This is a genomic window from Nocardia implantans, assembly GCF_035544775.1.
Lineage (GTDB): Bacteria > Actinomycetota > Actinomycetes > Mycobacteriales > Mycobacteriaceae > Nocardia > Nocardia implantans.
Genome location: NZ_JAYKYQ010000001.1, coordinates 800,552 through 824,028 on the forward strand (window position 1 = coordinate 800,552; position 23,477 = coordinate 824,028).

A 23,477-nucleotide genomic window follows, 5' to 3' on the forward strand; every position below is an offset into this window, starting at 1 on the left:
CGCACTGCTAGCCGGGCGCGGCGCGGGCGGTGGGAATCAACCGCCCGCGCCTTCATCATTCCGGCGTGCCGGGCATCGCGGACGCGTCGAACGAGAGCAGCTCCCAGCTGTGGCCGTCCGGGTCGTCCACAGCACGGTTGTAGAGCCAGCCCATGTCCTGAGGTGGGCGCGGCTCGGATCCGCCCGCCTTCACGGCGGCGTCGGCCAGCCGATCGACGTCCTCCTTCGACTCGGCGGGCAGCGCGAGGATCGACTCGATCGCACCGGAGGCGATGGGCCGCGAGGTGAATCCGGCGAACTGCTCGTGCGTCATGAGCTGCACGGTCACCACTTCGCCGAGGGCGACCTGTGCGGAAGTCTCGTCGGTGAACTGCGGGTTGAGCACACCACCCAGCGCCAGGTAGAACGATGTGCTCGCCTCCAGGTCGGTGACCGGCAGGTTGACATAGATCTGTGTGAAAGCCATTGGTAATCCTCGGTTCTTGTCGCCGGGCCGTCCGGCTGACTTCGAACCTATGGCCGCACCTCGGCCTCGGTCTTGTACAGCAGCGACAGGATCTCCTCAGCGGCGGGCCGCCGCAGCTGTGTCGCCGTCAAGCCGACGAACCGGGTCAGCGACCGCGCCAGATGCGGCTGGTCGTGATACCCGACCAGATGCACGACATCTGTCGCGGCCACGCCCTGCCGCAGCAGCATCGTGGCCTGCCGAGCCCGCTCGATCCGCCGGATCATGCCCTGAGTCAGACCCGTCGCGGCGGCGACCCGGCGCTGCACCGAGCGCGGAGTTACCAGCACCGGCCGCTCCCCCGCGACGACGTCGGTCACCAACGGGTCCCGCACCAGCAACCCTGCCCGGACCAGGCGCTCCACGAACGTCTCCGCGTTCTCGTAGGTGGGGATCTCCCACTCGCTCCCCTGCAGCACAAAGGAGCGCGGCGTCGTGTACGGGCTCGACACGCTGCCGTCCACAAGTCCGCTCACGGGCAGATTCCGGAGAAAGGCACCGTGCCGGAAGATCACGCCGAAGGTGCAGCCCAGCCCGCCACCCAACGGCACCACGGTGGGTCGGGTCTCGGGACCGCGTACCGAAACGGTGGTGACGCCATCCAACGCCCACACCAGCAGTTCCCAGTTCGAGTTCGCGACCGACACCATGCGCTCCGGTGCGAAGACACCATGCGCACCGATCGGCGCCACCCGGTAAACGCCCTCGACATAGGGCGAGTCCGACAATCGGTACTCCAGCCCTGAAATGCCCTCGAGCCGTTCGAGTGCCACGCCCGGCATCGTAGCGCCGTGCCCGGCCAGTCAGCGGCCTGTCACTAGAAATAGTCTTTGAGCATCTCAGTGGACCACGCAGCTTGCCGGACGTCTCCGCGCGGGCCGAACTCCGCGAACCACGGTTTGATGTCCAGCACGGGTGTGCCGTCGACGGCGTCGAGCTCGGCGACGTGCAGGTCGCGGCCGTCTACTCGGAGCAGTCGGCATCGCGAGACGCCGAGCCAGTTGACGCGCCGCATGTTCCTGTGCCCGAAGATGCCGACCTTCGGCCATTCGGGATTGTCGCGGGCGCTACGCGCACCGAAATGCAGATCCGCCGGATCGGTGAGGTGGAACCGGAACACGATCTCCAGGTGGCTGAACTCCTCCAAACCCTGCACCGACTCTTCGGTGAATCGGGGGTCGTCGACGCGGATGATCGCCTCGGTGCCACCCCAGTGATCATCGGTCGGTTCGCGCCGGCCACCTACGACGTGCGCAACCGGCACTACTTCGAACACTTCGTCAGCCATACGACCTTCCCTTGCTGGTGGGAGCCGCTGACAACTACGTCTACCTGCCCCACACTCGCGGCGGGGAGGCCAGTCACCGGCGGGGCAGGGGAGTCGTCCCGCCCGACGCCGCATCGTGCCGACAACACGCAAGCCCGCCATCCTCGCCCCACTGAAGCAGCAAGGGCTTTCCGCCTTTCGTAACGGCGTTTGCGCTCGGCAGCGACGAGGGCTAGTTCGAGTGTACGTAGCTCACCAAGGTTTCCCGCATGTCGCCCGCGACGGAGGAATCCGGGAAGTTCTCCGCCAGTAGCTTTTCCAGCTGGTTGAGACGCTTGCGCACCCATGAGAAATGGGCGCTGATCGGGTTCTCCAGCACCGGCGATACTGCGGCGATACTGCCGTCCAAGTCTCCGAGACGTGCGCTCGCGGACGCCAAGTAGATCTGAGACAACATCTCGTCACCGGGCGATCGCTGCACTTGCCACGCGTCGATCGCTTCCTCGGACGCTTTCACGGACTTGCGGAGCGTCTTCTCATCGTCTGCCCACATGAGCGAGAACCCCCGGTAGTAGATCTGTTTCGCTGGCGTGAAGGTGAACAGACCGGGTATCTCGTCGGGTCCCGCTGCGTCGCGTGCACGTTCGGCTTGGTCGAGCAGTTCGAGCGCACGCGCCGAGTCGCCAAGGTTCGCGACCGATGCGGCCAAACCACACAAGAGTCGGGGTTCGGCGGTCCCGGTCGAGTGCGTGACGTACCTCAGTCCGTCCGTTGCCGCGTCTCGTGCGCGCTCGAAATCCTTCACGAACCGGAACGCCAACGCTTGTGTGCCGCGCGCCCAGGCTCTCAACTGGTCGTGGCCCGCCCGGTCACCCAGTTGAAACGATGCCTGTGCGTGAACGCGTGCCGTGTCCGCCTGTCCGAGGTCGAGCGTCAGGTACGACAACACTCCACACACCCGGCCAAGCGCTACATACAATTCCCTTATCTCGTCCGGCCGGTAGGCACCCAACTTGATACGCCGCATCAACTCCGCGCGGATGTCCATCGCTCGACTCAGGGTGCGGTCGTATGACTCGAACCTGGCGTTGCGCGCCACGTCGATGATGCCGGATTGCATATCGTCCAGCGGCAGCGCGTCCGGTTGGGCTAAAAGCGCTTCGGACTCTCGCCGCGCCTGGTCGAGCATTCGCAACGTGTCATTGCGTCGTGCGTGCTCGGCTTGGTCCGCATCCCACGCCGAGATCAATGCGCCTCCTGCGTTGAGCGCACGGTCTACGCGTTCGGCCCATCCGCGATCCTTCGGCCAGCGGCGGCCCGCTTCGATGTTCGCGAGCTGGGAATAATCGCAAAACGTTGCCCCTGCAAGTTCGCGCAGGGTGAGTCCGCGTGTGGTCCGCAACTGCCTCAGCATGCGGCCGGTCCTGTCCGATTCCATCCCGCACAATTGTTGCTCGGCTGACGGCATCTCACACCCACCCGTGTGTTTTCAAATGTGGACCTGTCGCTTTGAAAACAGCTTAGTCCTGCACAGATGCACTCGCCCGTGCTGATGTTGATGTGCGCCCGGCAGGGAGTGCGGAACCGCAAGCGGCACAAGGCATCCGCTTCCGTCCTCGGGTACCGGTCAGGGGGTTGTCGAGGACCGGGCGCACCTCGATGCCCCTCCGATACGAGTAGAGGTCTGCGTGGGCCACATAGCGTTTGGGGATACGCCGATGTCCCGATGTGCCTATTACCGGAATGTGTGCGACATACCCGCGAGAGTCGATCCTCCGCATGTCGGCCGGATCGTGGCCCGTTGCGGCTCGGTGTGGGCGATCACCATGCCCGCCGTGCTGGGGCACGACGTGAAGGTGTGGATGCAGAACCAGGGTTACAAGCCGGGACCGATCCTGTCGCATCCACGGTCGCAGCGTTGGACGTTCATCATCCGGCCGGATGTGCCGGACGATGTGCGGTTGTTCGCTGAGATGTTCCGGTTCAACGTCTCGATCGTGCGCGACGGCGGAACGATCGGGTTGCCGAGTCCAGCCGATCGCGGAACCGCGTTTCGGGCGTGGATTGTGCGTCCGGACAGCCATGTTCGCCCTTCGGGGTGGCTGATAGTGCGGGCGATACGGGACATCGCGGAAGCGAAGCGGGCGCAGCGTCGACGGGTACTGGCTTATGCCGGACAGTGACGAACCCGAGCGTCCTGCCCTGCGACTGCTCCAAGGCGGCAAGTCGGGCAGGTTCGATGTCGAGGCAGCGTTGGCGCGGTTGCATGCCCGGTTGACTTCACACAGCAACCCGACCTTGCCGTTGATGAGCCGCGACGCCGCGGACAAGGCGCTGGACGCGCACGGGGGTTGCGATCCGTTGGGTTGTTCGACGCGGGTCACGGCGGTGATCGTGACCCGCGACGGCTACCGATGGTTCCGGGAACGGGGCATGTGATGACATCCCCGCTACCGCACGAACCGGATGTGCACTTGTCGGTGTTCCTGCACGGCGCGCGGTTCGACTTCGCCGCCTGCTTCACCGCCGCTGTGCTGTTCGTACGAGAGCACCGGAAACGGCATTACGTCGACGCCGTGCACGTGCTGGCCGATAGTGCTGAAGGGTGGCCCAGATTGCCGTGTGAACGGCTGTATATCGAGCGATGATGGAGTTTCCTTGCCCGGTGCCCCTGCACGCGCGACACTGACCTGTTCGGACATGACGAGAAGGAGCTAGGCGTGGGGAACGACGAGCAGCTGACCATCGATCTCGGCGTACCCGTCGAGCGAACCGAATGGGGGAAATGGGTCGACCCTGACCGGCGGGCGGCGCAGGTACGGAAATTTCTGGAGCGGGCCGGATTCTCCGCTTTGCCGCCAGAACCATGGGACTTCGAATCTCGCGAGGCAATTCAGATCAGTGACATGATCGTGGAGATATTCCCGAATATGGAGAGTGTGACACTTCCCGAAAATGCGGATGTCACCGACCAATTGGTGTGCTTCATCGGAGAGTGTTTTATTCGCTATCTCGATGCACGATGGATCGACCTGACCGATATGCCCCCTGGGTACAACGACTTCGCGGGCATACTCATATACGACGACATCAGGCCCGGTATGGCTTTCCGGTTCCCGGACTGGAAGACCTGCACTGCGGAACTGCTCGTAAAATTCGTTGTCGAGCAGGAATTCATCGCTCTGATGGAGCTGGTTTCCGTGGCCTTCTGGAGGCTGCGCAAAGATGACGGCCCACTGTTTTCCGAGTTGAGCGCGAATCTTTCTGATCATCCTCCTTTCCTGTGACTGAAGAATGATGGCGATTTTGTAGACTTCCGATCCGGGGGGCGGGCATCATGCCTGGTGACGGTTACGACAGTGATCGTAGGGGATTCGACAGCAATGAGCGTGGACGTATATTCGAGAATGGTTGCGATCGATTTTTCCGGGACCGTGCGAACGGATACGCCGTCCACTCGCGGACATATGAAGCGGGGAAAGACAGGATTCAATTCGACAAGATCAAGTTGGATCGGGATCGAACCTTCACCATCGAGGAAAAATCAGGGGTCATCAGGAGTGATAAAGACCTCAAGCAGTTGAGGGCGGTGCGTGAACTTCTCCGGGAGGATGAGAAACATCAGCATATCCTGCGGTCCGTCGCGGGTGAGTCGATATCGAAAGAAGCGCAGGAACTCATTGCCGGACTGATCCAAGACTTCCCGGACCAGTTCACGCACCAAATCATAGCGCGAGCCGATGCCCGCGAGATCTGGGCGCGAGCTCTCGAGGTGGAACGCGGTAAAGGGCAGCAGCTCGAATTGCCGGGTGTTCGTGAAAAGGCTCGGCAGGGAAAGGTTCAGGAGCTACAGAAGTGGAAAGATAGAATCGCCGAGCTCGCGCGGGCGCGTGGGCGAGCCGAAAAGTTCCGGAACATGCTGAGGTTTCGCGACGGAGCGACACGTGGCCGTGCGGAAGCCCCGCAGAAAATCGAACGTGATCGGCAGGCCAGAGAAGAAGCCGAGCGAGCCAGGCGAGCACGGGTAACCGATGAGCGTGCACGGATGGAACGGGCGGCTGCCGAACGGGTGGCGCAGGAATTCCCGGCGCCCAGCCAGTACCAGGAACGCGAAGCCGTTGACACGGCGCAGCAGGCGGCGAGATAAGGGGCTGAGGCTGCCGATGCCGACCGTTCGGCAGCCGAGGCCCGCGCGGCAGCCGAGAAGGAACGAGAGGCTGCTTTCAAGGCGCGTGAGGCGGCGGAGAAGGAACGCGCGGAAGAACGGGCGCGGTTGCGGGCGCGGGGGATTCCGCCGGAGGTGGTGCAGCTTCTTCAGATCGGTCAAGCGGAACCGCCGTCGGCGGCGGTGCGGGAACCTCCGGGCACGGCGCCGCGGGTGCAGCGTGGTTATTGGCACAGTCAGGACCGGAGTCGGGCAATCGAGCGAGGCCGGTGAATCGTCTTGCCGACTTCGACACGGCGGTCTCCGCGCGGCCGGATGGCGTGGCGCTAGTCTCAGGCCCGAGAGGTGAGTGGATCAGCAGGACGAGTCGAAGGAGGTCGATCCGGTGGGTGAGCCCGACCATCACTACTGGATGAACCGCGCTATCGAGCTCGCGCGTCTGTGCCCGGTGGCCGAGGGTGCGTTCTCGGTGGGTGCGGTCATCGTCGCCGACGGGGCGGAGATCGCGACCGGTTATTCACGAGAGTCCGATCCCAAGGAGCACGCCGAGGAGGCCGCGCTTCGCAAGCTCGATCCGGCCGATCCCCGGCTGGCGCGCGCGACGATCTACAGCACGCTGGAACCCTGTTCGGAGCGGGGGACGAAGGACCGGCTGCCGTGCACCGACCGGATACTGCGGTCAGGTATTCCGGTCGTGGTGATCGCGTGGCGCGAGCCGTCGACGTTCGTGGCGAACTGCGTCGGCGTGGAGAAACTTCAGCGGGCGGGTGTCGAGGTGGTCGAACTCGCCGACCTGGCCGAGGCGGCGATGTCGATGAACCGCCACCTCGACCTGTCCTGATCAGTCGTAGTCCCAGTACTGCAGCCAGCGCACGGACGCGAACAGCAGCAGCGTCAGCGCGTAGAGCACGACGATCACCGCCGCCCCGGCGACGCTGATCCGCGGACTCGCGCCGTCGACCGGGTCCAGCCACCTGCGGAACCAGCGAGCGACGGCGGGCGAGAGAAAATAGCTCATCAAACCCACGCTCACGATCTGGCTGAGCCACAGCGCCAGCCACGGCTGCGCGCCGAGCCGGTCGAGCACCGGGCCGAGGAATCGGGACAGCACCATCACCGTCGGATACAGCACCAGCAACACCAGCATGGCGGTCTTCCAGGCGGGGGTCATCCTGGTTTCGCCGTCGACCGTGCGCACGGTGGAGCCGAACGGTGTGGTGTGCGCGTCCACGGTGAAGTCCTCGGTCAGCTTCGCGCGCAATTCCGGTAAGGCGGCGGCGCGTTCGTCCGAGCCCAGCCAGTCGGTCAGCTGCCGTTGGGTGCGGAATCTGAGCACCGAGAACCAGCGCCCGCCGTCCACGGGGAAAAGCGCGGCTCCTTCGAACCCGGGGAATCGCGAACTCGCCGCCACGAGCTGCGCTTCGGTCGCCTGGAATTCGTCCTCCTTGTCGTGCGCGACGCTGTGCCGGAATACGCAGACGCCTGGCGGGGCGGCCTCGCCTGCCACGAAGATCAGATCCGAACTCTTGCAATGGAAGCCGCGAGATTCGCCCTCGGACACGAGGGCCGCCCGTTCGGCCGAGTCCAGGAATTCGTGGAGCGATGACTCGGATCGGAACGTGACGCTGAATCCCGCTTCGAGCATCCGGCTTCCGGTCACCGCGACCGAGGAATGCATGAATCCTTGCATTCGGCAGGCGATTCGGCGCAGTCCATCGAGCCAATCCCGGAATGCCGCTTCGTGTGCCGGTCGATGAAAGACCGTTACGACGGTAGCCGCGGCATTCATCGGGCTATGTGACGTCGAGGCGACGGCCCCGCACATAGACCTCGGTGATCGCGGGTTCGCGAATACCCATCAGCAGCGCGAACAGGGTCTGATCCCGAGCCAGTACCGGGTCGTCGGAACGAATGCCGTATGCCAGCGAGCTTTCCAGCGCCGGGACCCGCGCCGGATCGATCACGATGAAATCGGCTTCCTTACCGACGTCGAAGTTGCCGAAACGATTCTCCATATCCAAGGCGCGCGCACCGGCCAGCGTACCGGTGAACAGCATTTCGGCCGGATGCATCGACACACCTTGCTCGCCCGGTTCGGAGATGTGCACCTTGAACGCGGCCGACAGCACCTGCGGAATCAGCCACTCGTCGCCTCCGCCGTAATCGGTGCCCGCGGCCACCGTGACACCCGAGGCGAGCGTCCGCTTCCACGGCATCGTGCCGGAGCCGAGGAACTGCTGGGAGACCGGACAGTGCGCCACCGACGTGCCGGTTTCGGCCATCCGCCGCAGCTCGACGTCCTGGCAGTGCACGCAGTGCGCGAGGATGCTGCGCCTGCCGAGCAGGCTCTTGCCGCCAACGGCCGATCCCGGCAGGAACTTTCCGTCGTAGGTGTCGAGGTAGGTCGCGACGTCGTACGCCTGCTTGGTGGTGTCGACTTCGCCGGTCCCGGGACGGTTGTTCTCGTTGAGGTGACTGTGGAAATAGACGCCGCGTTCGCGCACCGAATCGTAGAGATCACCCAGGTTCTTCAGCGTCTGGCGAGTGACCGCCAACGAGAATCGCGGCACGATCGCCACGTGCAGTAGCGCCGTGTCCACGTCACCGGTGTCGGCGGCGTGCCACTTGGCGATCTCTTCGCTGGTCAATCGGATGGCATCGGCCTCGGTGGTCATCAGTGCGGCCGCCGCGTCCGCTCCGGTCGTTTGGATGCCACGCCCCGCGACCATGCGTAGACCTCGCCGCCGGGTCTCGCTGAACAATGCGTCCTGCGCGTGCGGGAACGCCGAGCCGAAGACCATCGCCGCCGTGGTGCCCGCGGCGATGCGTCGCGCACAGAATTCGGTGGCCGCCGAGCGCGCGAATTCCGGGTCGCCGTAGCGGGATTCCGCGGGATAGATGCACAATTCGAGCCATTCCAGCAGCTGGCCGCCGCCGTAGGCATCGCCCGCGAAGGTCTGCGGGAAGTGAATATGTGTGTCGACGAACCCGGGAAGCAAGAACCCTGGACGGTGATCGAACACTTTTTCGGAATGGTGTTCGGCCGGGATATCGGAGCGCGGTCCGCAGAATGCGACCCGGCCGCTCTCGTCGATCACCAGAGCCCCGTCCGGCACGTCGGTCAAAGCGTCGGCCGCATCGCCGGAAGCGGGACTTCCGGCGATGTGGAAAATGTGCCCCAAGTGGACTTGGCTCACCGTTCGAGCAAAACACACATCGATCCGGCGCGCGAGCGGATCAGGTGAAATGCGCTCAGACGCCGCGCGAGAACAATGTCACCGGAGGCGGCATACGGTAACCGGCGAGTTTGATGAATCGGGCGCTCACGCCGCGCTGCCGATCCTCCAGTGGACCCGCTCCGACCGTGTTCATCATCCGGTTGATCACGTTGAAGCAGGTGCCCACCCAGACGGCCTCGTCGAACGCCTCCCGGGAGACGCCCGCCAGCCGGACCACCGCGGCGTCCTCTGCGGTCAACCCGTCGGGGTCACGAGCCATCTTGGCCAGGAAATCGAGCATGACCCGCGCTTCCGGGCGCAGCGGGGAGTCCGTGCCGCCGGCCAGTGCCCGGGTCACCACATCGGCATCGATGTAGGCGCCCGCGATCGCCTCGTGGGAGGTGGCGCAGAACGGGCACTCGTTGGCCTGCGAGGTGTGCGTCGCGAAGATCTCCCGCTCGGCGACGGTCCAGTACGACGGTCCGCGCATGATGTCCTGAATCAGCTCCGACAACGGCGAACCGAAGAACCGGTGCCGGTAGAACAGCACTTTGAGCACGGCGGGAACCTCGACGCCGCTGAACCGCCGCATGGTCCACAACACGAGTTTGGTCGGCCGGTCGTGACCGGATCGCACTGCCTCGAGCCACATCTCAGTTCCCCTCCCAAGCCAGGCGCGCGGCGCGCAGGCGCCGGTCGGCGGCGCCGTAGGCGACGACCGCGGTCGCCTCGAAGATCTCGTCGTCACTGTGCCCGGCCGCTTTCAGCGCCGCGATCTGCTGCTCGGTGACCCGGTAGGACCGTTCGGCCACCAGGTCGGCGAAGGCGGCGAGTTCCGCCGGCACGTACTGGCCGGACTCGGTCGTCCCGGCGGCCCCGGCTTTCAGCGCCCGGCGGACCCGGCTCGGCAACCGCCCCGGCGCGGACTCGAGGTGTTCGCCGAACCGCTGCCACTTCTCACTCATCGAGCCACGCATGGGCCTCATTCTGTCCGACGCCGACCGCCCGCGCTGAGAATCGGCGCAGCGCTACGGGTTGTCGTCCTTCGCCCTGCGCAGCACGACCTTCCGGTCGTCCAGATCGACCGCGGCCAGCGGCGGCGCGCCCTGGCCCTGCTCGTCCCGCAACATCGACACCGATTCACGGTGGTCCAGCTCCATGCGCTTGGTCGCGTAGAACAGCGCCGTGAACTCGTCGGTGAACGTGCCGGAGATCGGGGTGCGGCGGCGCCTGCGGCGTTTGTTCACGGTCATCTCGTAGACGGCCACCAGCACGAGCAGGATCACCCAGCCGGGGATCGACCACTGGAACAGCGCTGCCATGCCACGAAGCTACCAGCAGGCGCTTCCGCCGAACCGGGTGAAAATTGCCCGCTTCGCGACGGGTAACCGAGGCGATCGCGGGTATACGCCCGATACGGAAAGTGCGGGAAGGACGCGATGCCACATGCGCCGTCGGACGATCCGCGCGGGAGCGATGCGCGAGAGAAACATGAGAATCGGAAGTGTAATCGTCTTGATCTGGTTGCTGATCGGCGTGGTAGCCGCAGCACAACGCCATTATTTCGACAGTGGGCCGGTCAACTGCGCCGGTTTCGGCACCATCGCCGTCACGGTGATCGCCGGACCGCTCAACTACATGGGCGTCAATCCGAAGGTCGCGGATTGCAATGTCCCGCAACCGAGCCCGTAATTCGATCGAGTGACCGCGGACGGCCGGGTGGGTATGCCACCCGGCCGTCCGCTTTTCGTCCGCGCGAGACTTGAACTAGATATTTGCCAACTCGCGAAGAGTCGCCTGTACCTCGGATTTGTTGGGTAACTGTCGGTGTGTCCGGGTATCCCCGCTCGACGGGGAGCACGGAAGGGACCGATGAGATGCGTGATTACGGACGCCGGGGGCGTGATTACGAACGTCGTGCGCGTGCCGGGCGCGGCTCAGGCACAGGCTCCCGGGTATTCGGGTTCCTGCTGCTGGCTTGGCTGGCGGTCGGTTTGCTCGCGGCCGGTCAACGGCATTATTTCGACAGCGGCCCCCCGATCAACTGCGCCGGTTGGGGCACGATCGGTCTCACCGCCCTCGCGGGTCCGCTGAACTACGCCGGGGTGAATCCCAAGGTCGGTGGCTGCGAGCTGCCCCAACCGAGCGGGTGAAACGCACCGGGCCCCGTATCCGCAGTACGGATACGGGGCCCGGTGATGCTCTCCGGATCAGCTCACGCCGACCGGCACCTTCGCCGTCTCGGCGGTACGTTGCTGCAACTCACGCAGCTTCGTGCCCTCGACGTCGATGTCGGGCAGGATGCGGTCGAGCCACTTCGGCATCCACCACGACCACTTGCCCATCAGCACCAGCAGCGACGGAATCAGCACCATGCGGACGATGAACGCGTCCAGCAGCACGCCCGCCGCCAGGGCGAAGCCGAACGACTTCGCCGTCACGTCGGTCTCCAGCAGGAACGAACCGAACACCGAGATCATGATGATCGCCGCCGAGGTCACCACACGCGCGCCGTGGTGGTAACCGGCGACCACCGCGTCCTTGGCCGACTTGCCGTGCACGAACTCCTCGCGCATCCGGGTCACCAGGAAGACCTGGTAGTCCATCGCGAGGCCGAACACCAGGCCGATCAGCATGATCGGCATGAAGCTGACCAGCGGATGCGGGTCCTCGATCAGGCCGAGCTTGCCCTCCTGGAAGATCAGCACGGTCGCGCCGAAGGTCGCGGCCATCGACAGCAGGAACCCGAGCGCCGCGGTGAGCGGCACCAGGATCGACCGGAACACCAGGATCAGCAGCACGAACGCCGCGCCCGCCACGATCGCCAGGTAGGGCACGATCTTGCTGAGCAGCACGTGGTCCACGTCGGCGTAGATCGCGGTGGTGCCGGTGATGCCGTACTCGATGCCGTACTCGGCCTTCAGCTGGCCTTCGGCCTCCCTGGCGTCACGCACGAGGTCCTTGGTGGCCTGGTTGTTGGGCCCGGACTTCGGCACGCCGTTCAGCATCGCGCCCTGCTGGTCCTGGCTGAACTGCGGCTCGGTCACGTAGTCCATGTCGGGGTAGGACGCGAGCTTGTCGCGCAGCGCCTTCACCGCGGCATCCCGGTTCTCGGCGGGGACGGCGCTCAGGTCGGCGACCACGTTCAGCACGCCGTTGCTGCCTTCGCCGAAGCCTTCGGTCCGCAGCTCGTAGGCCTTCCTGATGGTGGAGGTCTTCGGCATGCTGTCCTCGCCCGGCAGGCCCAGGTTCAGGCCGGCGGCGGGGGCGGCGAGCGCGCCGAGCACCACGACGCTCAGGATCAGCGCGACCCACGGCGCGCGGCCGATCAGGCGGCCGAAACGCATGCCGTTGGTGACCGAGTTCTCGTCCTCGGGATCGTGCTGGGCGACCACCGGCAGCTTCGGCTTGAACAGGAACCGGCCGAAGGCGCCGAGCAGCGCAGGCATCAGCGTGATCGCGGTGAGCACGGCGAAACCGGCGGCGATCGCGCCGCCCAGACCCATGAACGTCATGAACTGGACACCGACGATGCTCAGACCAGCGAGCGCGATGATGACGGTCAGGCCGGCGAACACCACGGCGGAACCGGCCGTGCCGAGCGCGGTGCCCGCGGCCTCCTCCGGCGAATCCTGCACCGCCAGTTCGTGCTTGTACCTGGACACGATGAACAGCGCGTAGTCGATGGACAGCGCGATGCCGATCATCGAGGCGAGGAAGGTGGTGAAGCTGGGGATCTCGATCACCGAGGTGCCGAGCATGATCAAAGAGGTGGCCGCGCCGAGACCGATGATCGCGGTGACGATCGGCACGAACGCCGCGACGATGGCGCCGAACGCCACGACCATCACGACCAGCGCGACCGCCATGCCGATCATCTCGGACTTGCCGCTCGGCGCTTCCTGCTTCTGCGCGATCGAGCCGCTCATCTCCACCGTCAGCCCGGCGTTGCGGGCGTCGGCGGCGATGTCGTAGGCCGCTTCCCGGTTGGCGTCGGTGACGTCGGTGACCTTCGCGATCGTGAACGGGACATTGATCACGGCCACGGTCGCGGGCGCGGTCTTGCTGAGCACGTTCAGCGGGGCGCCACTGCACTGCGCGGGATCGGGGTTGCTCAGGCAGCCCATCTTCTCGGCCGCTTCGACCGGGTTGGCGATGGGCTTGCTGTGGTCGACGATGTCGAGCTGGCCGAGCTTGGCGATGAACGCGTCCAGCGCCGCACGGTTCGCCGGATCGGTCAGCGTCTGTCCCTCCGGCGCGGCCGCGACGTAGGTGCCGGTGACCGCGTCCAGCTCGAACGCGGCGGAGGCGCCGGGGAAGTGCTTGTCGAGGATTTCGTTGGCACGCTCCGAGGGCAGGTTGGGCATGCTGAAGTCGTCGCTCATCGGCTTGCTGAGCTGCGCGCCCAGGCCACCGAGGAGCACGAACAAGACGAGCCAGACGGGAAGCACTATCCATTTCCGGCGGAAGGCGAACTTCCCCCATCTGTACAGAAAAACGGACACGAGTGGTTACTCCTAGCGATGACTGGGATCGTGCTGGTTCTGCGTGTAGACAGCACTCGCGGAGGTGCCCTGCCTGCCTCCGCCTCCACTGACGCTTTCTGCCTACCGTGCGGTAGGTAGACTACCCAGCGGATAAGCGGAGGTACAACCTCTATTCTGCGGGCGAGATTCGCTCGATGCGAAGGTGATGAGAGGATCATCGGATGGCTGTGCGTGACACACCCGGCGCTGTCGCCGCAGGTGGAGGCACCAAAAGCGCGATTCGGGACGCCGCGGTGAAACTTTTCGGAGCCAAAGGATTCGAGCAGACGAGCCTGCGTGAGGTCGCGGATGCGGTAGGAATCACAAAGGCGTCGCTCTACTATCACTATGCGTCGAAACTCGATCTGCTCCTGGCGATCATTGATCCGATCGTCGATCACATGCGCTCGGTGGTGAACGATCTCGACCAGGTCCCGCACGACAGCGAGAGCATCCGCCGGGTGCTGCGAACATATCTGCGCGGTCTGATCGATCACCGTGACGCCGGGGCGCTGGTCGTGCGCGACACCGTCGCGATCGTGAACGCCATGGCCGACCGCTACCCCGATCTGGTGGAGACCACCCGGGAACTGCGCTTGTGGCTGGCCGGGCCGGACGCCACCGAGGAAGCGCATCTGCGCGCCTGCGCCGCGCTGGAGGTGATCGGTGTCGCGCTGGTGTCCAAGGAACTCGTGCCTGGTGCGGACGACTCGCTGGTGGAATCGTCACTGCTGGACGCCGCGACCTGCGTGCTCGCTGGCGGCGGCGCCGCGTAGATTCGAGCCATCCCCTCGACGCCAGGAGTCGCCGCTGTGCACATCACCGCGAAGATCGATTACGCGGTGCGGACGCTGCTCGAAATCGCCAGTGCGCCGCGGCTGAACCGGTCCGTGGTCGGGCTCGGCGCAGCCGCCGTGCAGGCCGCGCCGATGGTCAAGGCCGAAGCGATCGCCACCGCCCAGCGGATCCCGCCCAAGGTGCTCGAGTCGGTGCTCGGCGAACTGCGCCGCGCCGAACTCGTGATCAGCAGGCGCGGGCCGGACGGCGGCTATTGGCTGGCCAGGCCGGCCGCCGAGATCTCCGTCGCCGACGTGATCCGCGCGATCGAGGGCCCGCTGGCGTCGGTGCGCGGCGCGCGCCCGGAGGACGTTCACTACGCCGGTGCGGCCGAGCCGTTGCAGCGGGTGTGGATCGCGCTGCGGGTCAATATTCGCGCGGTGCTGGAGAACGTCACCATCGCCGACATCGCGAGCGACCGGCTGCCCGGATTCGTCGGGGCGCTCACCGAAGATCCGGGCGCCTGGGCGCGCCGCTAGCCCCGCACACCACCACGGGAGAGCATCCATGCAGGTCAGAAAACATCAGGGCGCATCGCGCCGACAGCCGGTAGCCTGCGACTCATCATGCTGATCCAACTGCTCCGCTCGCATCTGCAGCCTTATCGCGCCCAGTTGGCGGGGGTCGTTGCGCTTCAGCTGATTTCCGTGATCGCGATGCTGTATCTGCCGAGCCTGAACGCGGACCTCATCGACAACGGCGTCACCAAAGGCGACCTCGGCTACATCTGGACCACGGGCCTGTGGATGCTCGCGGTCACGGGTGTGCAGATCGTCGCGTCGGCCACTTCGGTCTATCTCGGCGCGCAGGCGGCGATGGGCGCGGGCCGCGACCTGCGCGGCGCGCTGCTGCACCGCGTCGGCACGTTCTCCGCGCGCGAAGTGGGCATGTTCGGCGCGCCCTCGCTCATCACTCGCAATACCAACGACATTCAGCAGGTGCAGCTGCTCATCGTGATGTCGGCGACCATCCTGGTGATGGCGCCCATCATGTGCGTCGGCGGCATCATCATGGCGCTGCGCGAGGATCTCGGCCTGTCCTGGCTGCTGCTGATCGCGGTGCCCGCGCTCGGCCTGTCCATGGCCGTGCTGATCTCCAGAATGGTGCCCGGCTTCCGGGACATGCAGGCCAGGATCGACGAGGTGAATCGCGTTCTGCGCGAACAGATCACCGGTATCCGGGTGGTGCGCGCCTTCGTGCGGGAACGCCAGGAGACCTGGCGGTTCGGCCTGGCCAACACCGAACTCACCGACACCGCGCTGCGAGTCGGCCGGTTGATGGCGCTGATGTTCCCCACGGTCATGCTGATCAGCAATGTCACCGCCGTGGCAGTGATCTGGTTCGGCGGGCACGCGATCGACGCGGGGCACATGCAGATCGGTTCGCTCACCGCGATGCTGTCCTACATCATGCAGATCCTGATGGCCGTGATGATGGCCTCGTTCCTGGCGATGATGGCCCCGCGCGCCGCGGTCTCCGCCGACCGGATCGGCGAGGTGCTCGACACCGAGTCCTCGGTGCACCCGCCGCGCCTGCCGCAGCCGTTCACCGACGACCCGGCCGTCGTCGACTTCCAGTTCGCCGAGTTCGCCTTCCCCGGCGCGGAGAAGCCGGTGCTGAAGGCCATCCGATTCCAGGTACGTCCCGGCGCCACCACCGCGATCGTCGGCTCCACCGGCGCGGGAAAGACCACGCTGATCAACCTCGTACCCCGGCTGATGGACGTCACCGACGGCGCGGTCTATGTCGGCGGCACCGATGTGCGCCATATCGACCTGGAGATATTGCGCTCACAGATCGGCCTCGTCCCGCAGAAGGCGTACCTGTTCTCCGGCACGATCGCGAGCAACCTGCGCTACGGCAACCCGCAGGCCACCGACGAGGAGCTGTGGCGCGCGCTGGAGATCGCGCAGGCCGCCGATTTCGTCCGCGAGATGCCCGAAGGGCTGCAAACCCCGGTGGCCCAGGGCGGCACCACCGTGTCCGGCGGTCAGCGTCAACGGTTGGCCATCGCCCGCGCGCTGGTGAAGAAGCCGAGGGTGTATCTGTTCGACGACTCGTTCTCCGCGCTGGACGTGGCGACCGACGCCAGGCTGCGGGAGGCGCTGAAGCCGGAGACCGCCGACGCCTCGGTCATCATCGTCGCGCAGCGCATCGCCACCATCCGGGACGCGGACCAGATCGTGGTGCTCGAGGACGGCGCGATAGCCGGCATCGGCACCCACGATCAGCTCCTGCGGGATTGTTCGGAGTACCGGGAGATCGTCGAGTCGCAACTTAGTGCCGAGGAGGCGCGATGAGACCCGGAATGCCGACCCCCGGCGCACCCGGCACCAAGGCGAAGTCGTTCGGGCCCTCGCTGAAACGACTGTTGCGCAGGCTCGCGCCGGAGCGGGTGCAGGTCGCGCTGATCGTCGCGCTCGTCATCGTCTCCGTGGTGCTGAACACCATCGGCCCCTACATCCTCGGCAAGGCGACCAACCTGGTCTTCGACGGCGTGGTGGGCAAACAACTGCCGTCCGGCGTGTCCAAGGACCAGGCGATCGAGGCCCTGCGGGCCAACGGCGACGACACCTTCGCCGACATGCTCGGCGCGATGAACGTGGTCCCGGGCGTCGGGGTGGACTTCGGCGCGGTCGGGCGGGTCCTCGCCCTGGTGCTGGCGCTGTACATCGGCGCGGCCGTCTTCGGCTGGTTGCAGGGCTACCTGCTCAACATCGTGATCAACCGCACGGTGAAGCGGCTGCGCAGCGATGTCGAGGACAAGATCCATCGGCTTCCGCTGCGGTACTTCGACTCCGCGCCGCGCGGTGACGTGCTCAGCCGCGTGACCAACGATGTCGACAACGTCTCCCAGAGCCTGCAACAGACCATGAGCCAGCTGCTGGTCTCGGTGTTCTCGGTGCTCGGCATCCTGGTCATGATGTTCTGGATCTCCTGGCAGCTCGCGGTGATCGCCCTGCTCACCGTGCCCGCCGCCATCGTGGTCACCGCGCAGATCGCGAAGCGGTCCAAGCCGCACTTCGTCGACCAGTGGAAGTACACCGGCCTGGTCAACGCCCAGGTCGAGGAGGCATACACCGGGCACGAGGTGGTCACCGCGTTCGGCCGCAACCGCGAGGTCGGCAAGGAGTTCGACCAGCGCAACGAGCAGCTCTACCAGGCCAGCTTCAAAGCGCAGTTCATCTCGGGCCTGATCATGCCCGCCATCATGTTCCTGGGGAACGTCAACTTCGTGCTGGTCGCGCTGGTCGGCGGCCTGAAGGTGGCCACGGGCAGTCTCTCGCTCGGCGAGGTGCAGGCGTTCATCCAGTACTCGCGCCAGTTCAGCCAGCCGCTGACCCAGCTCGGCGCGATGGCGAACCTGCTGCAGTCCGGCGTCGCCTCCGCCGAGCGGATCTTCGAGATCCTGGACGCCGAGGAACAGAGCCCCGACCCGGTGATGGCCGACGCGCGCCCGGTCGACCGCGGCCGCGTGGAGTTCGAGGCAGTCTCGTTCCGCTACGAACCCGACAAGCCGGTGATCGAGCGCCTGTCGCTGGTGGCTGAGCCGGGCCACGTGGTCGCGATCGTCGGCCCCACCGGCGCGGGCAAGACCACGCTGGTGAATCTGCTCATGCGGTTCTACGAACTGGACGCGGGCACCATCACCATCGACGGCGTCGACATCACCGAGATCACCCGCGACCACCTGCGCTCGCGCATCGGCATGGTGCTGCAGGACACCTGGCTGTTCAAGGGCACCATCCGGGAGAACATCGCCTACGGCAACCCGAACGCGAGCGAAGAGGAGATCCTCGCCGCGGCCCGCGCCGCCTACGTCGACCGCTTCGTGCACGCGCTGCCCGACGGCTACGACACGGTCATCGATGAGGAGGGCGCCGGCGTCAGCGCGGGCGAGAAGCAGCTGATCACCATCGCGCGCGCGTTCCTCGCCAAGCCGTCCATCCTCATCCTGGACGAGGCGACCAGCTCGGTGGACACCCGCACCGAACTGCTCGTGCAGCACGCCACCGCCGCCCTGCGCCGCGACCGGACCAGTTTCGTCATCGCCCACCGCCTGTCCACCATCCGCGACGCCGACCTGATCGTCGTCATGGAAGCGGGCCGCATCGTGGAACACGGCTCGCACGAACGCCTGCTCGATGAGCGCGGGGCCTATTACCGGTTGTACAACGCCCAGTTCGCTGGAGCTGTGTGATTTGGCCGCGCCTGCGGCGCGGCGTGGTCGAAGCTCGCGACCAGGTGCGCGGTGTAGTGGCTCGTTGTCGGCTCGGACCGAACGTGAGCCCGGCGGATGCTCGCTCTGGCTGCTCTTCGTTCGCAGGTGTGGGTGGGCCGGCGCTGGGCTCGTCAGGGGAGTCGCGCGCACGGCATCGTTGTCTCGGTGCGCTCGCACGGGCGCCGAAACAGCTCGCTCAGTCGGCCCGCACTCACGACCGTTTCCGGCCGAGGCCGAGGCGGTGGGACAGGCGGCTCATGAGCTGGGACATCTTCGACGGGAACGAGTTCGGTCCGGGGATGCGTACCGGGCGGACGCGGCCGTTGTGTAGTGCGGTGATCTTCCAGCCCTGGTCGGTGCGCACGGTCACCAGCGTTTGGCGGGACAGCCGGCGCTGGGGGAGGCGCGAGCGCCACGGCATCAGAACCGATGCCGTGCCGTGCACGATCGCCACGTCGGGGGTGACGAAGCGGATCGACTCCAGATCGCCGACCAGTGCCGACCCGGCCAGGACTCCACGGAAGAGCTTTTCGTGGTTGGCCTGATGCTCGCCGCGGCCGGTGGCTCGGGTGCCGTCGTAGGAGACGTAGTCGGAGTCCTCGGTGAACAGGGCGGCGTACGCGGCGGCGTCGTTATCGGTCCAGGTGCGCATCAGCTCGTCGAACAGGCTGCGCAGCGCGCGGTCGTCGGTGCGGTCGAGGGTCGCGTCCATGGGGGTGCCTTCCGGTGTTAAGATTCGACTATCGAAATGTAAGATAACAGAAAGATTCGAATGTCGAAAGAAGAGTTGATCGGCGCGATCGCGCAAGAGCTGCGGACGCTGCAGCAGAGTTTCGACGCCTTCGACGAGGCCGCGGCCGTTCGTCTGGGGTTGAACCGCACCGACCTGCGCTGCCTGGACATCGTGCTCGGCCGTGGCCCGTTGACGGCGGGGGAGCTCAGCGCCGCGCTGCGACTGAGTCCCGCCGCCACCACCACCGTCGTCGACCGGTTGACCCGGGCTGGATTCGTCTCGCGCGCACAAGATCCCGGTAATCGGCGGCGGATCCTGATCGAAGCCACCGCGCGGGCCGCCGAGGTGGCGCGAGAGATCTTCGAACCCGTGGGGAAGGCGGGCGCCGAGGCTCTGACACGGTTCGACACCGACGAACTGCGCATCGCACTCGACTTCCTGCGCACCGCGCTGCGGGTGCACCAGGAGCAAACCGAGCGTGTCTCGCGGTCGGGCGAATCATGCTGATGCCTGTGACGAGCAGTGGCCTGGTTCGGGCGGCGACCACCGAACTGCGAGGATAGCGGGGTGTCCGGTCCCGAATCCTTCTCCTTCACCCTCGGTACCCGCTTGGACGGACGGCACGGCCGGTCCGGTGTGATCGCCACGCCGCACGGGCCGATCGCCACGCCCGCCTTCATCCCGGTGGGGACCAAGGCGACGGTCAAAGCGGTGCTGCCGGAAACCATGCGGGAACTCGGCGCCCAAGCGCTGCTCGCGAACGCCTATCACCTGTACTTACAACCGGGCGCCGACATCGTGGACGAGGCGGGCGGGCTCGGCGCGTTCATGAACTGGCCGGGGCCGACCTTCACCGACAGCGGCGGTTTCCAGGTGATGTCGCTGGGCGTCGGTTTCAAGAAGGTGCTCGCGATGGAGGCGGTCGATGTGCGCAGCGACGACGTGATCGCACCGGGCAAAGAGCGGCTGGCCACCGTTGACGACGACGGCGTCACGTTCCGTTCCCACCTCGACGGCTCCGTGCACCGCTTCACGCCCGAGGTGTCGATGACCATCCAGCACCAGCTCGGCGCCGACATCATGTTCGCGTTCGACGAACTCACCACATTGCTCAACACCCGCGCCTACCAGGAACGATCGGTGCAGCGCACGCACGAGTGGGCGCAGCGCTGCATCGACGAGCACGAGCGGCTGACCGCCGCGCGCACGCACCGTCCCTACCAAGCGCTGTTCGCCGTCATCCAGGGCGCGCAGTACGAGGACCTGCGCAGGAAGGCATGCCGCGAACTGGAATCGATTCGCGGAAACGCGGGGACGGGATTCGACGGCTACGGCATCGGCGGCGCGCTGGAGAAGCACAATCTGGGCGCCATCGTCGGGTGGTGCAGTGACGAGCTGCCCGAAGACAAGCCACGCCACATGCTCGGCATCAGCGAGCCGGAGGACATCTTCACCGCCATCGAGAACGGCGCCGACACCTTCGACTGCGTCAACCCGTCGCGGGTCGCCCGCAACGCCGCCATTTACGTCGACACCGGTCGTTTCAACATCAACACCAGCCGCTTTCGCCGCGACTTCACCCCGATCGACGAGAACTGCGACTGCTACACCTGCGCCAACTACACGCGCGCCTACATCCATCACCTGTTCAAGGCCAAGGAGATGCTCGCGGCCACGCTGTGCACGATCCACAACGAGCGGTTCACGGTCCGCCTGGTCGACCGCATCCGCCACAGCATCGAGGGCGGCTACTTCGATGAGCACAAAGCGGAGACCCTGGGCCGTTGGAAAAGCAAGAAGGGCGCGGGGCGTGAGGCGGATCGGTGACTCTCCGATCGGCTCTCGTTGCCCGCGCCCTCCGTGGTGTGGCCGGGAACTTCGTCAGGTGTGCAGCGGATCCGCTTCGGTCGGTGCGTAGCTCGGTTCGCGCTTCTTGAGCAACGCGATCACCCGGTAGGTGATCGGGAGTACGAATACCTCGCAGAGGGTCTTCCAGATGAAGCCGACGATCACATAGTTGACGAACTGCTGCCAGGTATCGATGCCGATGGCGCCCGCGGCGATCGAGCAGAAGATCAGTGTGTCGGCGAACTCGCCGACGATGGTCGATCCGATCAGCCTGGCCCACAGGTATTTTTCCTTCGTCCGCTCCTTGATCAGCACCAACGTCGCGGAGTTCAGCAACTGGCCGACGAAGTACCCGGCCAGGCCCGCGATGACGAGCCGCGGCGTCGTCCCCAGGACGGTGCGGAACGCCTCTTGGTTGTCGTAGAAGCTCGCGGCGGGCAGCCGGATCGCGATGGCGAAACAGGCGACCGTCAGCAGCAGGGCGGCGAAGCCGTAGTAGATGGCCCGCCGGGTGGCGCGGAAGCCGTACACCTCGCTGAGCACATCGCCGAGGATGTAGGCCAACGGGAACAGGAAGAAGGCGCCGTCGGTGGCGATCGGAAGGATTTGCAGCGGCCCCAGCGACACCGACCGGTCGCCGAAGAACTCCACCCCCTTGGTGGCGCAGATGTTGGAAATGATCAGGGTTGCCGTGAACAGGGCCACGATCGGTGCGTAGTACCCCCGCGCTACCTGGGCAAATGCCGCATGGTCCGCGGGGCGTCCAGGCCCGCCGTGCTCTTGCGTGGTTTTCGACTCACTCACCCGCATCATCAAACCAGGTTGTGGAATACGCTGTAGCAATGACGAATCCCGGGGACTCCGACGAATGGTGGAAGCAGTACGGCGGCCAAGGCGTGTCGCCGGAGTCCGGGGCGCAGAGTTCGGTCCCGCAGTATCCGAGCCAGGAGCAGCAGCAGCCGTCGGGCTACCCGTCGGCGCCGCAGTACCCGGTGCAGCCGCCCTCGCAGCCGATGACGCCGCCTCCGCAGCCGCAGTACCCGTCCTACCAGCCGCCCGCGCAGCCCTACGCCCAGCCGCAGTACGGCTACCAGACGCCCTACCAGCCCTACGGAGTCCCGTCGCAAGGCACCAACGGCATGGCGATCGGCGCGCTGATCTCGTCGCTGGTCGGGTTCGTCACCTGCGGACTGGGGTCGATCGTCGGCATCATCCTCGGCGTGATCGCGTTGAACCAGGTCAAGCAGACCGGCCAGGAGGGGCGCGGCATGGCGCTCGCCGGCATCTGGATCGGGGTCGGCGCGATCGTGCTCGGCATCCTGTGGTTCGTCGTGGTGATCATCGCGGGGGCGACCAGCGCGTAGCGCAGCCGGTTACGGAAAAGCAGAAGGGGCGCACTCATTCGGGTGCGCCCCTTCCGCTTTCTTGCCCGCCGCGGCGGATCAGGCCTTCACGACCTGGGTGCCGCCGGCGAACTTGTCGTGCCAGCCCTGCTTGTTCGGGTCCTGCGAGATGGTGACCATGATGTAGATCGCCAAACCGAGCGAGACGAGGCCGCCGACGCACGGGATGATGTTGGCCGCGACGAAGATGTTGCGCTTCAGCGAGGTGGCCGGCTCGATCTTCGCGGCGCCGCCAGGGGCGAGCACCTTCAGACCGAGGATCTTCTTACCGAGCGTGGTGCCCTGCGAGGTCTCCATGCCGACGAAGTAGCCGAGCTGGACCAAGGTCCACACGATGCTGAGGCCGATGGTCAGGCCCAGCGAGTTGTTGAACAGGGTGTACAGGATGAGGTACGGGATGTAGAGGATGAGCGCGTCGATGACACGCGCGCCGATCCGGGTGCCGAGGTCGCCCGGCTGGCCACCGTAGTTGTTGAACCCCGGCTGCTGCGGGTACTGGCCGTACGGTTCCTGCCCATACTGCGGCTGCTGCCCGTATTGCGGCTGCTGCTGGCCGTACTGGGGCTGCTGACCGTATTGCTGCTGCTGGCCGCCGTGCTGAGGCTGCTGCCCGTACTGGGGCTGCTGGCCATACTGCGGCTGCTGCCCGTATTGGTCGCCCCCCTGTGGGTACGGCTGCCCGTACGGCTGCCCGCCCTGCGGATACTGGTTGGGGTCGTACCCACCGCTTGTCATAGTTGTTTGTCCTCGTCG

General features: G+C 65.9%; 28 protein-coding genes. 15 read left to right on the forward strand and 13 right to left on the reverse strand.

All coding sequences use genetic code 11. The features are described from left to right. Positions 1–55 precede the first annotated feature (55 nt). From U3653_RS03555 to U3653_RS03570, 4 genes are all read right to left on the reverse strand, one after another. Positions 56–466, reverse strand: a complete 411-nt coding sequence (locus tag U3653_RS03555) for a VOC family protein (protein ID WP_195079752.1) — start codon at positions 464–466, stop codon at positions 56–58. Positions 467–513: 47 nt separating this feature from the next. Further along, positions 514–1,278, reverse strand: coding sequence for a helix-turn-helix domain-containing protein (locus U3653_RS03560; RefSeq protein WP_323124463.1), 765 nt, complete (start codon positions 1,276–1,278; stop codon positions 514–516). 44 nt (positions 1,279–1,322) lie between these two features. Then, complete coding sequence (locus U3653_RS03565) at positions 1,323–1,793, reverse strand: SAM-dependent methyltransferase (RefSeq protein WP_195079754.1); 471 nt, start codon at positions 1,791–1,793, stop codon at positions 1,323–1,325. Positions 1,794–2,004: 211 nt separating this feature from the next. Then, complete coding sequence (locus U3653_RS03570; protein ID WP_195079755.1) at positions 2,005–3,186, reverse strand: helix-turn-helix domain-containing protein; 1,182 nt, start codon at positions 3,184–3,186, stop codon at positions 2,005–2,007. Between the two features lie 331 nt (positions 3,187–3,517). Between U3653_RS03570 and U3653_RS03575 the strand changes: the two genes are divergently transcribed. The 6 genes from U3653_RS03575 to U3653_RS03600 all read left to right on the forward strand — a co-directional run bounded on the left by U3653_RS03575 (position 3,518) and on the right by U3653_RS03600 (position 6,778). After that, on the forward strand, positions 3,518–3,955 hold the full coding sequence (locus U3653_RS03575; RefSeq protein ID WP_323124464.1) for a DNA-directed RNA polymerase subunit beta: 438 nt from the start codon (positions 3,518–3,520) through the stop codon (positions 3,953–3,955). Further along, positions 3,942–4,211, forward strand: coding sequence for a hypothetical protein (locus tag U3653_RS03580; RefSeq protein WP_195079757.1), 270 nt, complete (start codon positions 3,942–3,944; stop codon positions 4,209–4,211). The genes U3653_RS03575 and U3653_RS03580 overlap by 14 nt, the downstream gene beginning before the upstream one ends. Beyond that, complete coding sequence (locus tag U3653_RS03585; protein WP_195079758.1) at positions 4,211–4,420, forward strand: hypothetical protein; 210 nt, start codon at positions 4,211–4,213, stop codon at positions 4,418–4,420. The genes U3653_RS03580 and U3653_RS03585 overlap by 1 nt, the downstream gene beginning before the upstream one ends. A gap of 72 nt (positions 4,421–4,492) precedes the next feature. Then, positions 4,493–5,059: a hypothetical protein gene (locus tag U3653_RS03590; RefSeq protein ID WP_195079759.1), complete on the forward strand. Its 567-nt coding sequence runs from the start codon at positions 4,493–4,495 to the stop codon at positions 5,057–5,059. 50 nt (positions 5,060–5,109) lie between these two features. Then, complete coding sequence (locus U3653_RS03595) at positions 5,110–5,919, forward strand: hypothetical protein (protein ID WP_195079760.1); 810 nt, start codon at positions 5,110–5,112, stop codon at positions 5,917–5,919. A gap of 403 nt (positions 5,920–6,322) precedes the next feature. Then, entirely contained in the window at positions 6,323–6,778 is a 456-nt protein-coding gene (locus tag U3653_RS03600; RefSeq protein WP_323124465.1) for a deaminase, read from the forward strand. Here U3653_RS03600 and U3653_RS03605 read toward each other — a convergent pair whose 3' ends face one another. From U3653_RS03605 to U3653_RS03625, 5 genes are all read right to left on the reverse strand, one after another. Next, positions 6,779–7,615, reverse strand: a complete 837-nt coding sequence (locus U3653_RS03605; protein ID WP_323124466.1) for an antibiotic biosynthesis monooxygenase — start codon at positions 7,613–7,615, stop codon at positions 6,779–6,781. Positions 7,616–7,730: 115 nt separating this feature from the next. Next, positions 7,731–9,134: an amidohydrolase family protein gene (locus U3653_RS03610; protein WP_195079762.1), complete on the reverse strand. Its 1,404-nt coding sequence runs from the start codon at positions 9,132–9,134 to the stop codon at positions 7,731–7,733. A gap of 55 nt (positions 9,135–9,189) precedes the next feature. After that, entirely contained in the window at positions 9,190–9,807 is a 618-nt protein-coding gene (locus U3653_RS03615; RefSeq protein WP_195079763.1) for a carboxymuconolactone decarboxylase family protein, read from the reverse strand. A gap of 1 nt (position 9,808) precedes the next feature. After that, positions 9,809–10,120: a carboxymuconolactone decarboxylase family protein gene (locus U3653_RS03620; protein ID WP_323124467.1), complete on the reverse strand. Its 312-nt coding sequence runs from the start codon at positions 10,118–10,120 to the stop codon at positions 9,809–9,811. Positions 10,121–10,183: 63 nt separating this feature from the next. Continuing rightward, the gene (locus tag U3653_RS03625) at positions 10,184–10,477 is read right to left on the reverse strand and encodes a DUF6191 domain-containing protein (RefSeq protein ID WP_195079765.1); all 294 of its coding nucleotides are present in this window, start codon (positions 10,475–10,477) and stop codon (positions 10,184–10,186) included. Between the two features lie 169 nt (positions 10,478–10,646). On the opposite strand from U3653_RS03625, the gene U3653_RS03630 reads away from it, so the two are divergent. Further along, positions 10,647–10,847 (forward strand): hypothetical protein, encoded by a 201-nt coding sequence (locus U3653_RS03630; protein ID WP_039794406.1) that lies wholly within the window; start codon positions 10,647–10,649, stop codon positions 10,845–10,847. Positions 10,848–11,032: 185 nt separating this feature from the next. Continuing rightward, positions 11,033–11,308 carry a hypothetical protein gene (locus tag U3653_RS03635; RefSeq protein ID WP_323124468.1) on the forward strand — a complete coding sequence of 92 codons (276 nt, stop codon included), beginning with the start codon at positions 11,033–11,035 and terminating at the stop codon, positions 11,306–11,308. Positions 11,309–11,365: 57 nt separating this feature from the next. Here U3653_RS03635 and U3653_RS03640 read toward each other — a convergent pair whose 3' ends face one another. Next, on the reverse strand, positions 11,366–13,660 hold the full coding sequence (locus U3653_RS03640; protein ID WP_195079766.1) for an MMPL family transporter: 2,295 nt from the start codon (positions 13,658–13,660) through the stop codon (positions 11,366–11,368). A gap of 203 nt (positions 13,661–13,863) precedes the next feature. Here U3653_RS03640 and U3653_RS03645 point away from each other — a divergent pair, with 203 nt between their 5' ends. The 4 genes from U3653_RS03645 (at position 13,864) to U3653_RS03660 (ending at position 18,719) form a co-directional block, all read left to right on the forward strand. Next, on the forward strand, positions 13,864–14,457 hold the full coding sequence (locus U3653_RS03645) for a TetR/AcrR family transcriptional regulator (protein ID WP_195079767.1): 594 nt from the start codon (positions 13,864–13,866) through the stop codon (positions 14,455–14,457). A gap of 36 nt (positions 14,458–14,493) precedes the next feature. Beyond that, the gene (locus tag U3653_RS03650) at positions 14,494–14,997 is read left to right on the forward strand and encodes an RrF2 family transcriptional regulator (protein ID WP_195079768.1); all 504 of its coding nucleotides are present in this window, start codon (positions 14,494–14,496) and stop codon (positions 14,995–14,997) included. 87 nt (positions 14,998–15,084) lie between these two features. Further along, positions 15,085–16,818, forward strand: a complete 1,734-nt coding sequence (locus U3653_RS03655) for an ABC transporter ATP-binding protein (RefSeq protein WP_195079769.1) — start codon at positions 15,085–15,087, stop codon at positions 16,816–16,818. Continuing rightward, on the forward strand, positions 16,815–18,719 hold the full coding sequence (locus U3653_RS03660; protein WP_195079770.1) for an ABC transporter ATP-binding protein: 1,905 nt from the start codon (positions 16,815–16,817) through the stop codon (positions 18,717–18,719). Before U3653_RS03655 ends, U3653_RS03660 begins: the two co-directional genes overlap by 4 nt. A 232-nt stretch (positions 18,720–18,951) precedes the next feature. Here the strand turns inward: U3653_RS03660 and U3653_RS03665 are convergent, their stop codons facing one another. Beyond that, positions 18,952–19,452, reverse strand: coding sequence for an SgcJ/EcaC family oxidoreductase (locus tag U3653_RS03665; RefSeq protein WP_195079771.1), 501 nt, complete (start codon positions 19,450–19,452; stop codon positions 18,952–18,954). A 60-nt stretch (positions 19,453–19,512) separates the two neighbouring features. On the opposite strand from U3653_RS03665, the gene U3653_RS03670 reads away from it, so the two are divergent. Then, positions 19,513–19,980, forward strand: coding sequence for a MarR family winged helix-turn-helix transcriptional regulator (locus U3653_RS03670; protein ID WP_195079772.1), 468 nt, complete (start codon positions 19,513–19,515; stop codon positions 19,978–19,980). Between the two features lie 60 nt (positions 19,981–20,040). Then, entirely contained in the window at positions 20,041–21,300 is a 1,260-nt protein-coding gene (tgt, locus tag U3653_RS03675; RefSeq protein ID WP_195079773.1) for a tRNA guanosine(34) transglycosylase Tgt, read from the forward strand. Positions 21,301–21,354: 54 nt separating this feature from the next. On the opposite strand, the gene U3653_RS03680 is transcribed toward tgt, so the two are convergent. Further along, complete coding sequence (locus U3653_RS03680) at positions 21,355–22,134, reverse strand: queuosine precursor transporter (protein ID WP_195079774.1); 780 nt, start codon at positions 22,132–22,134, stop codon at positions 21,355–21,357. 29 nt (positions 22,135–22,163) lie between these two features. Between U3653_RS03680 and U3653_RS03685 the strand changes: the two genes are divergently transcribed. Further along, positions 22,164–22,685 carry a DUF4190 domain-containing protein gene (locus tag U3653_RS03685; protein WP_195079775.1) on the forward strand — a complete coding sequence of 174 codons (522 nt, stop codon included), beginning with the start codon at positions 22,164–22,166 and terminating at the stop codon, positions 22,683–22,685. A gap of 78 nt (positions 22,686–22,763) precedes the next feature. On the opposite strand, the gene U3653_RS03690 is transcribed toward U3653_RS03685, so the two are convergent. Continuing rightward, entirely contained in the window at positions 22,764–23,459 is a 696-nt protein-coding gene (locus U3653_RS03690; protein WP_195079776.1) for an RDD family protein, read from the reverse strand. Positions 23,460–23,477: the final 18 nt, after the last annotated feature.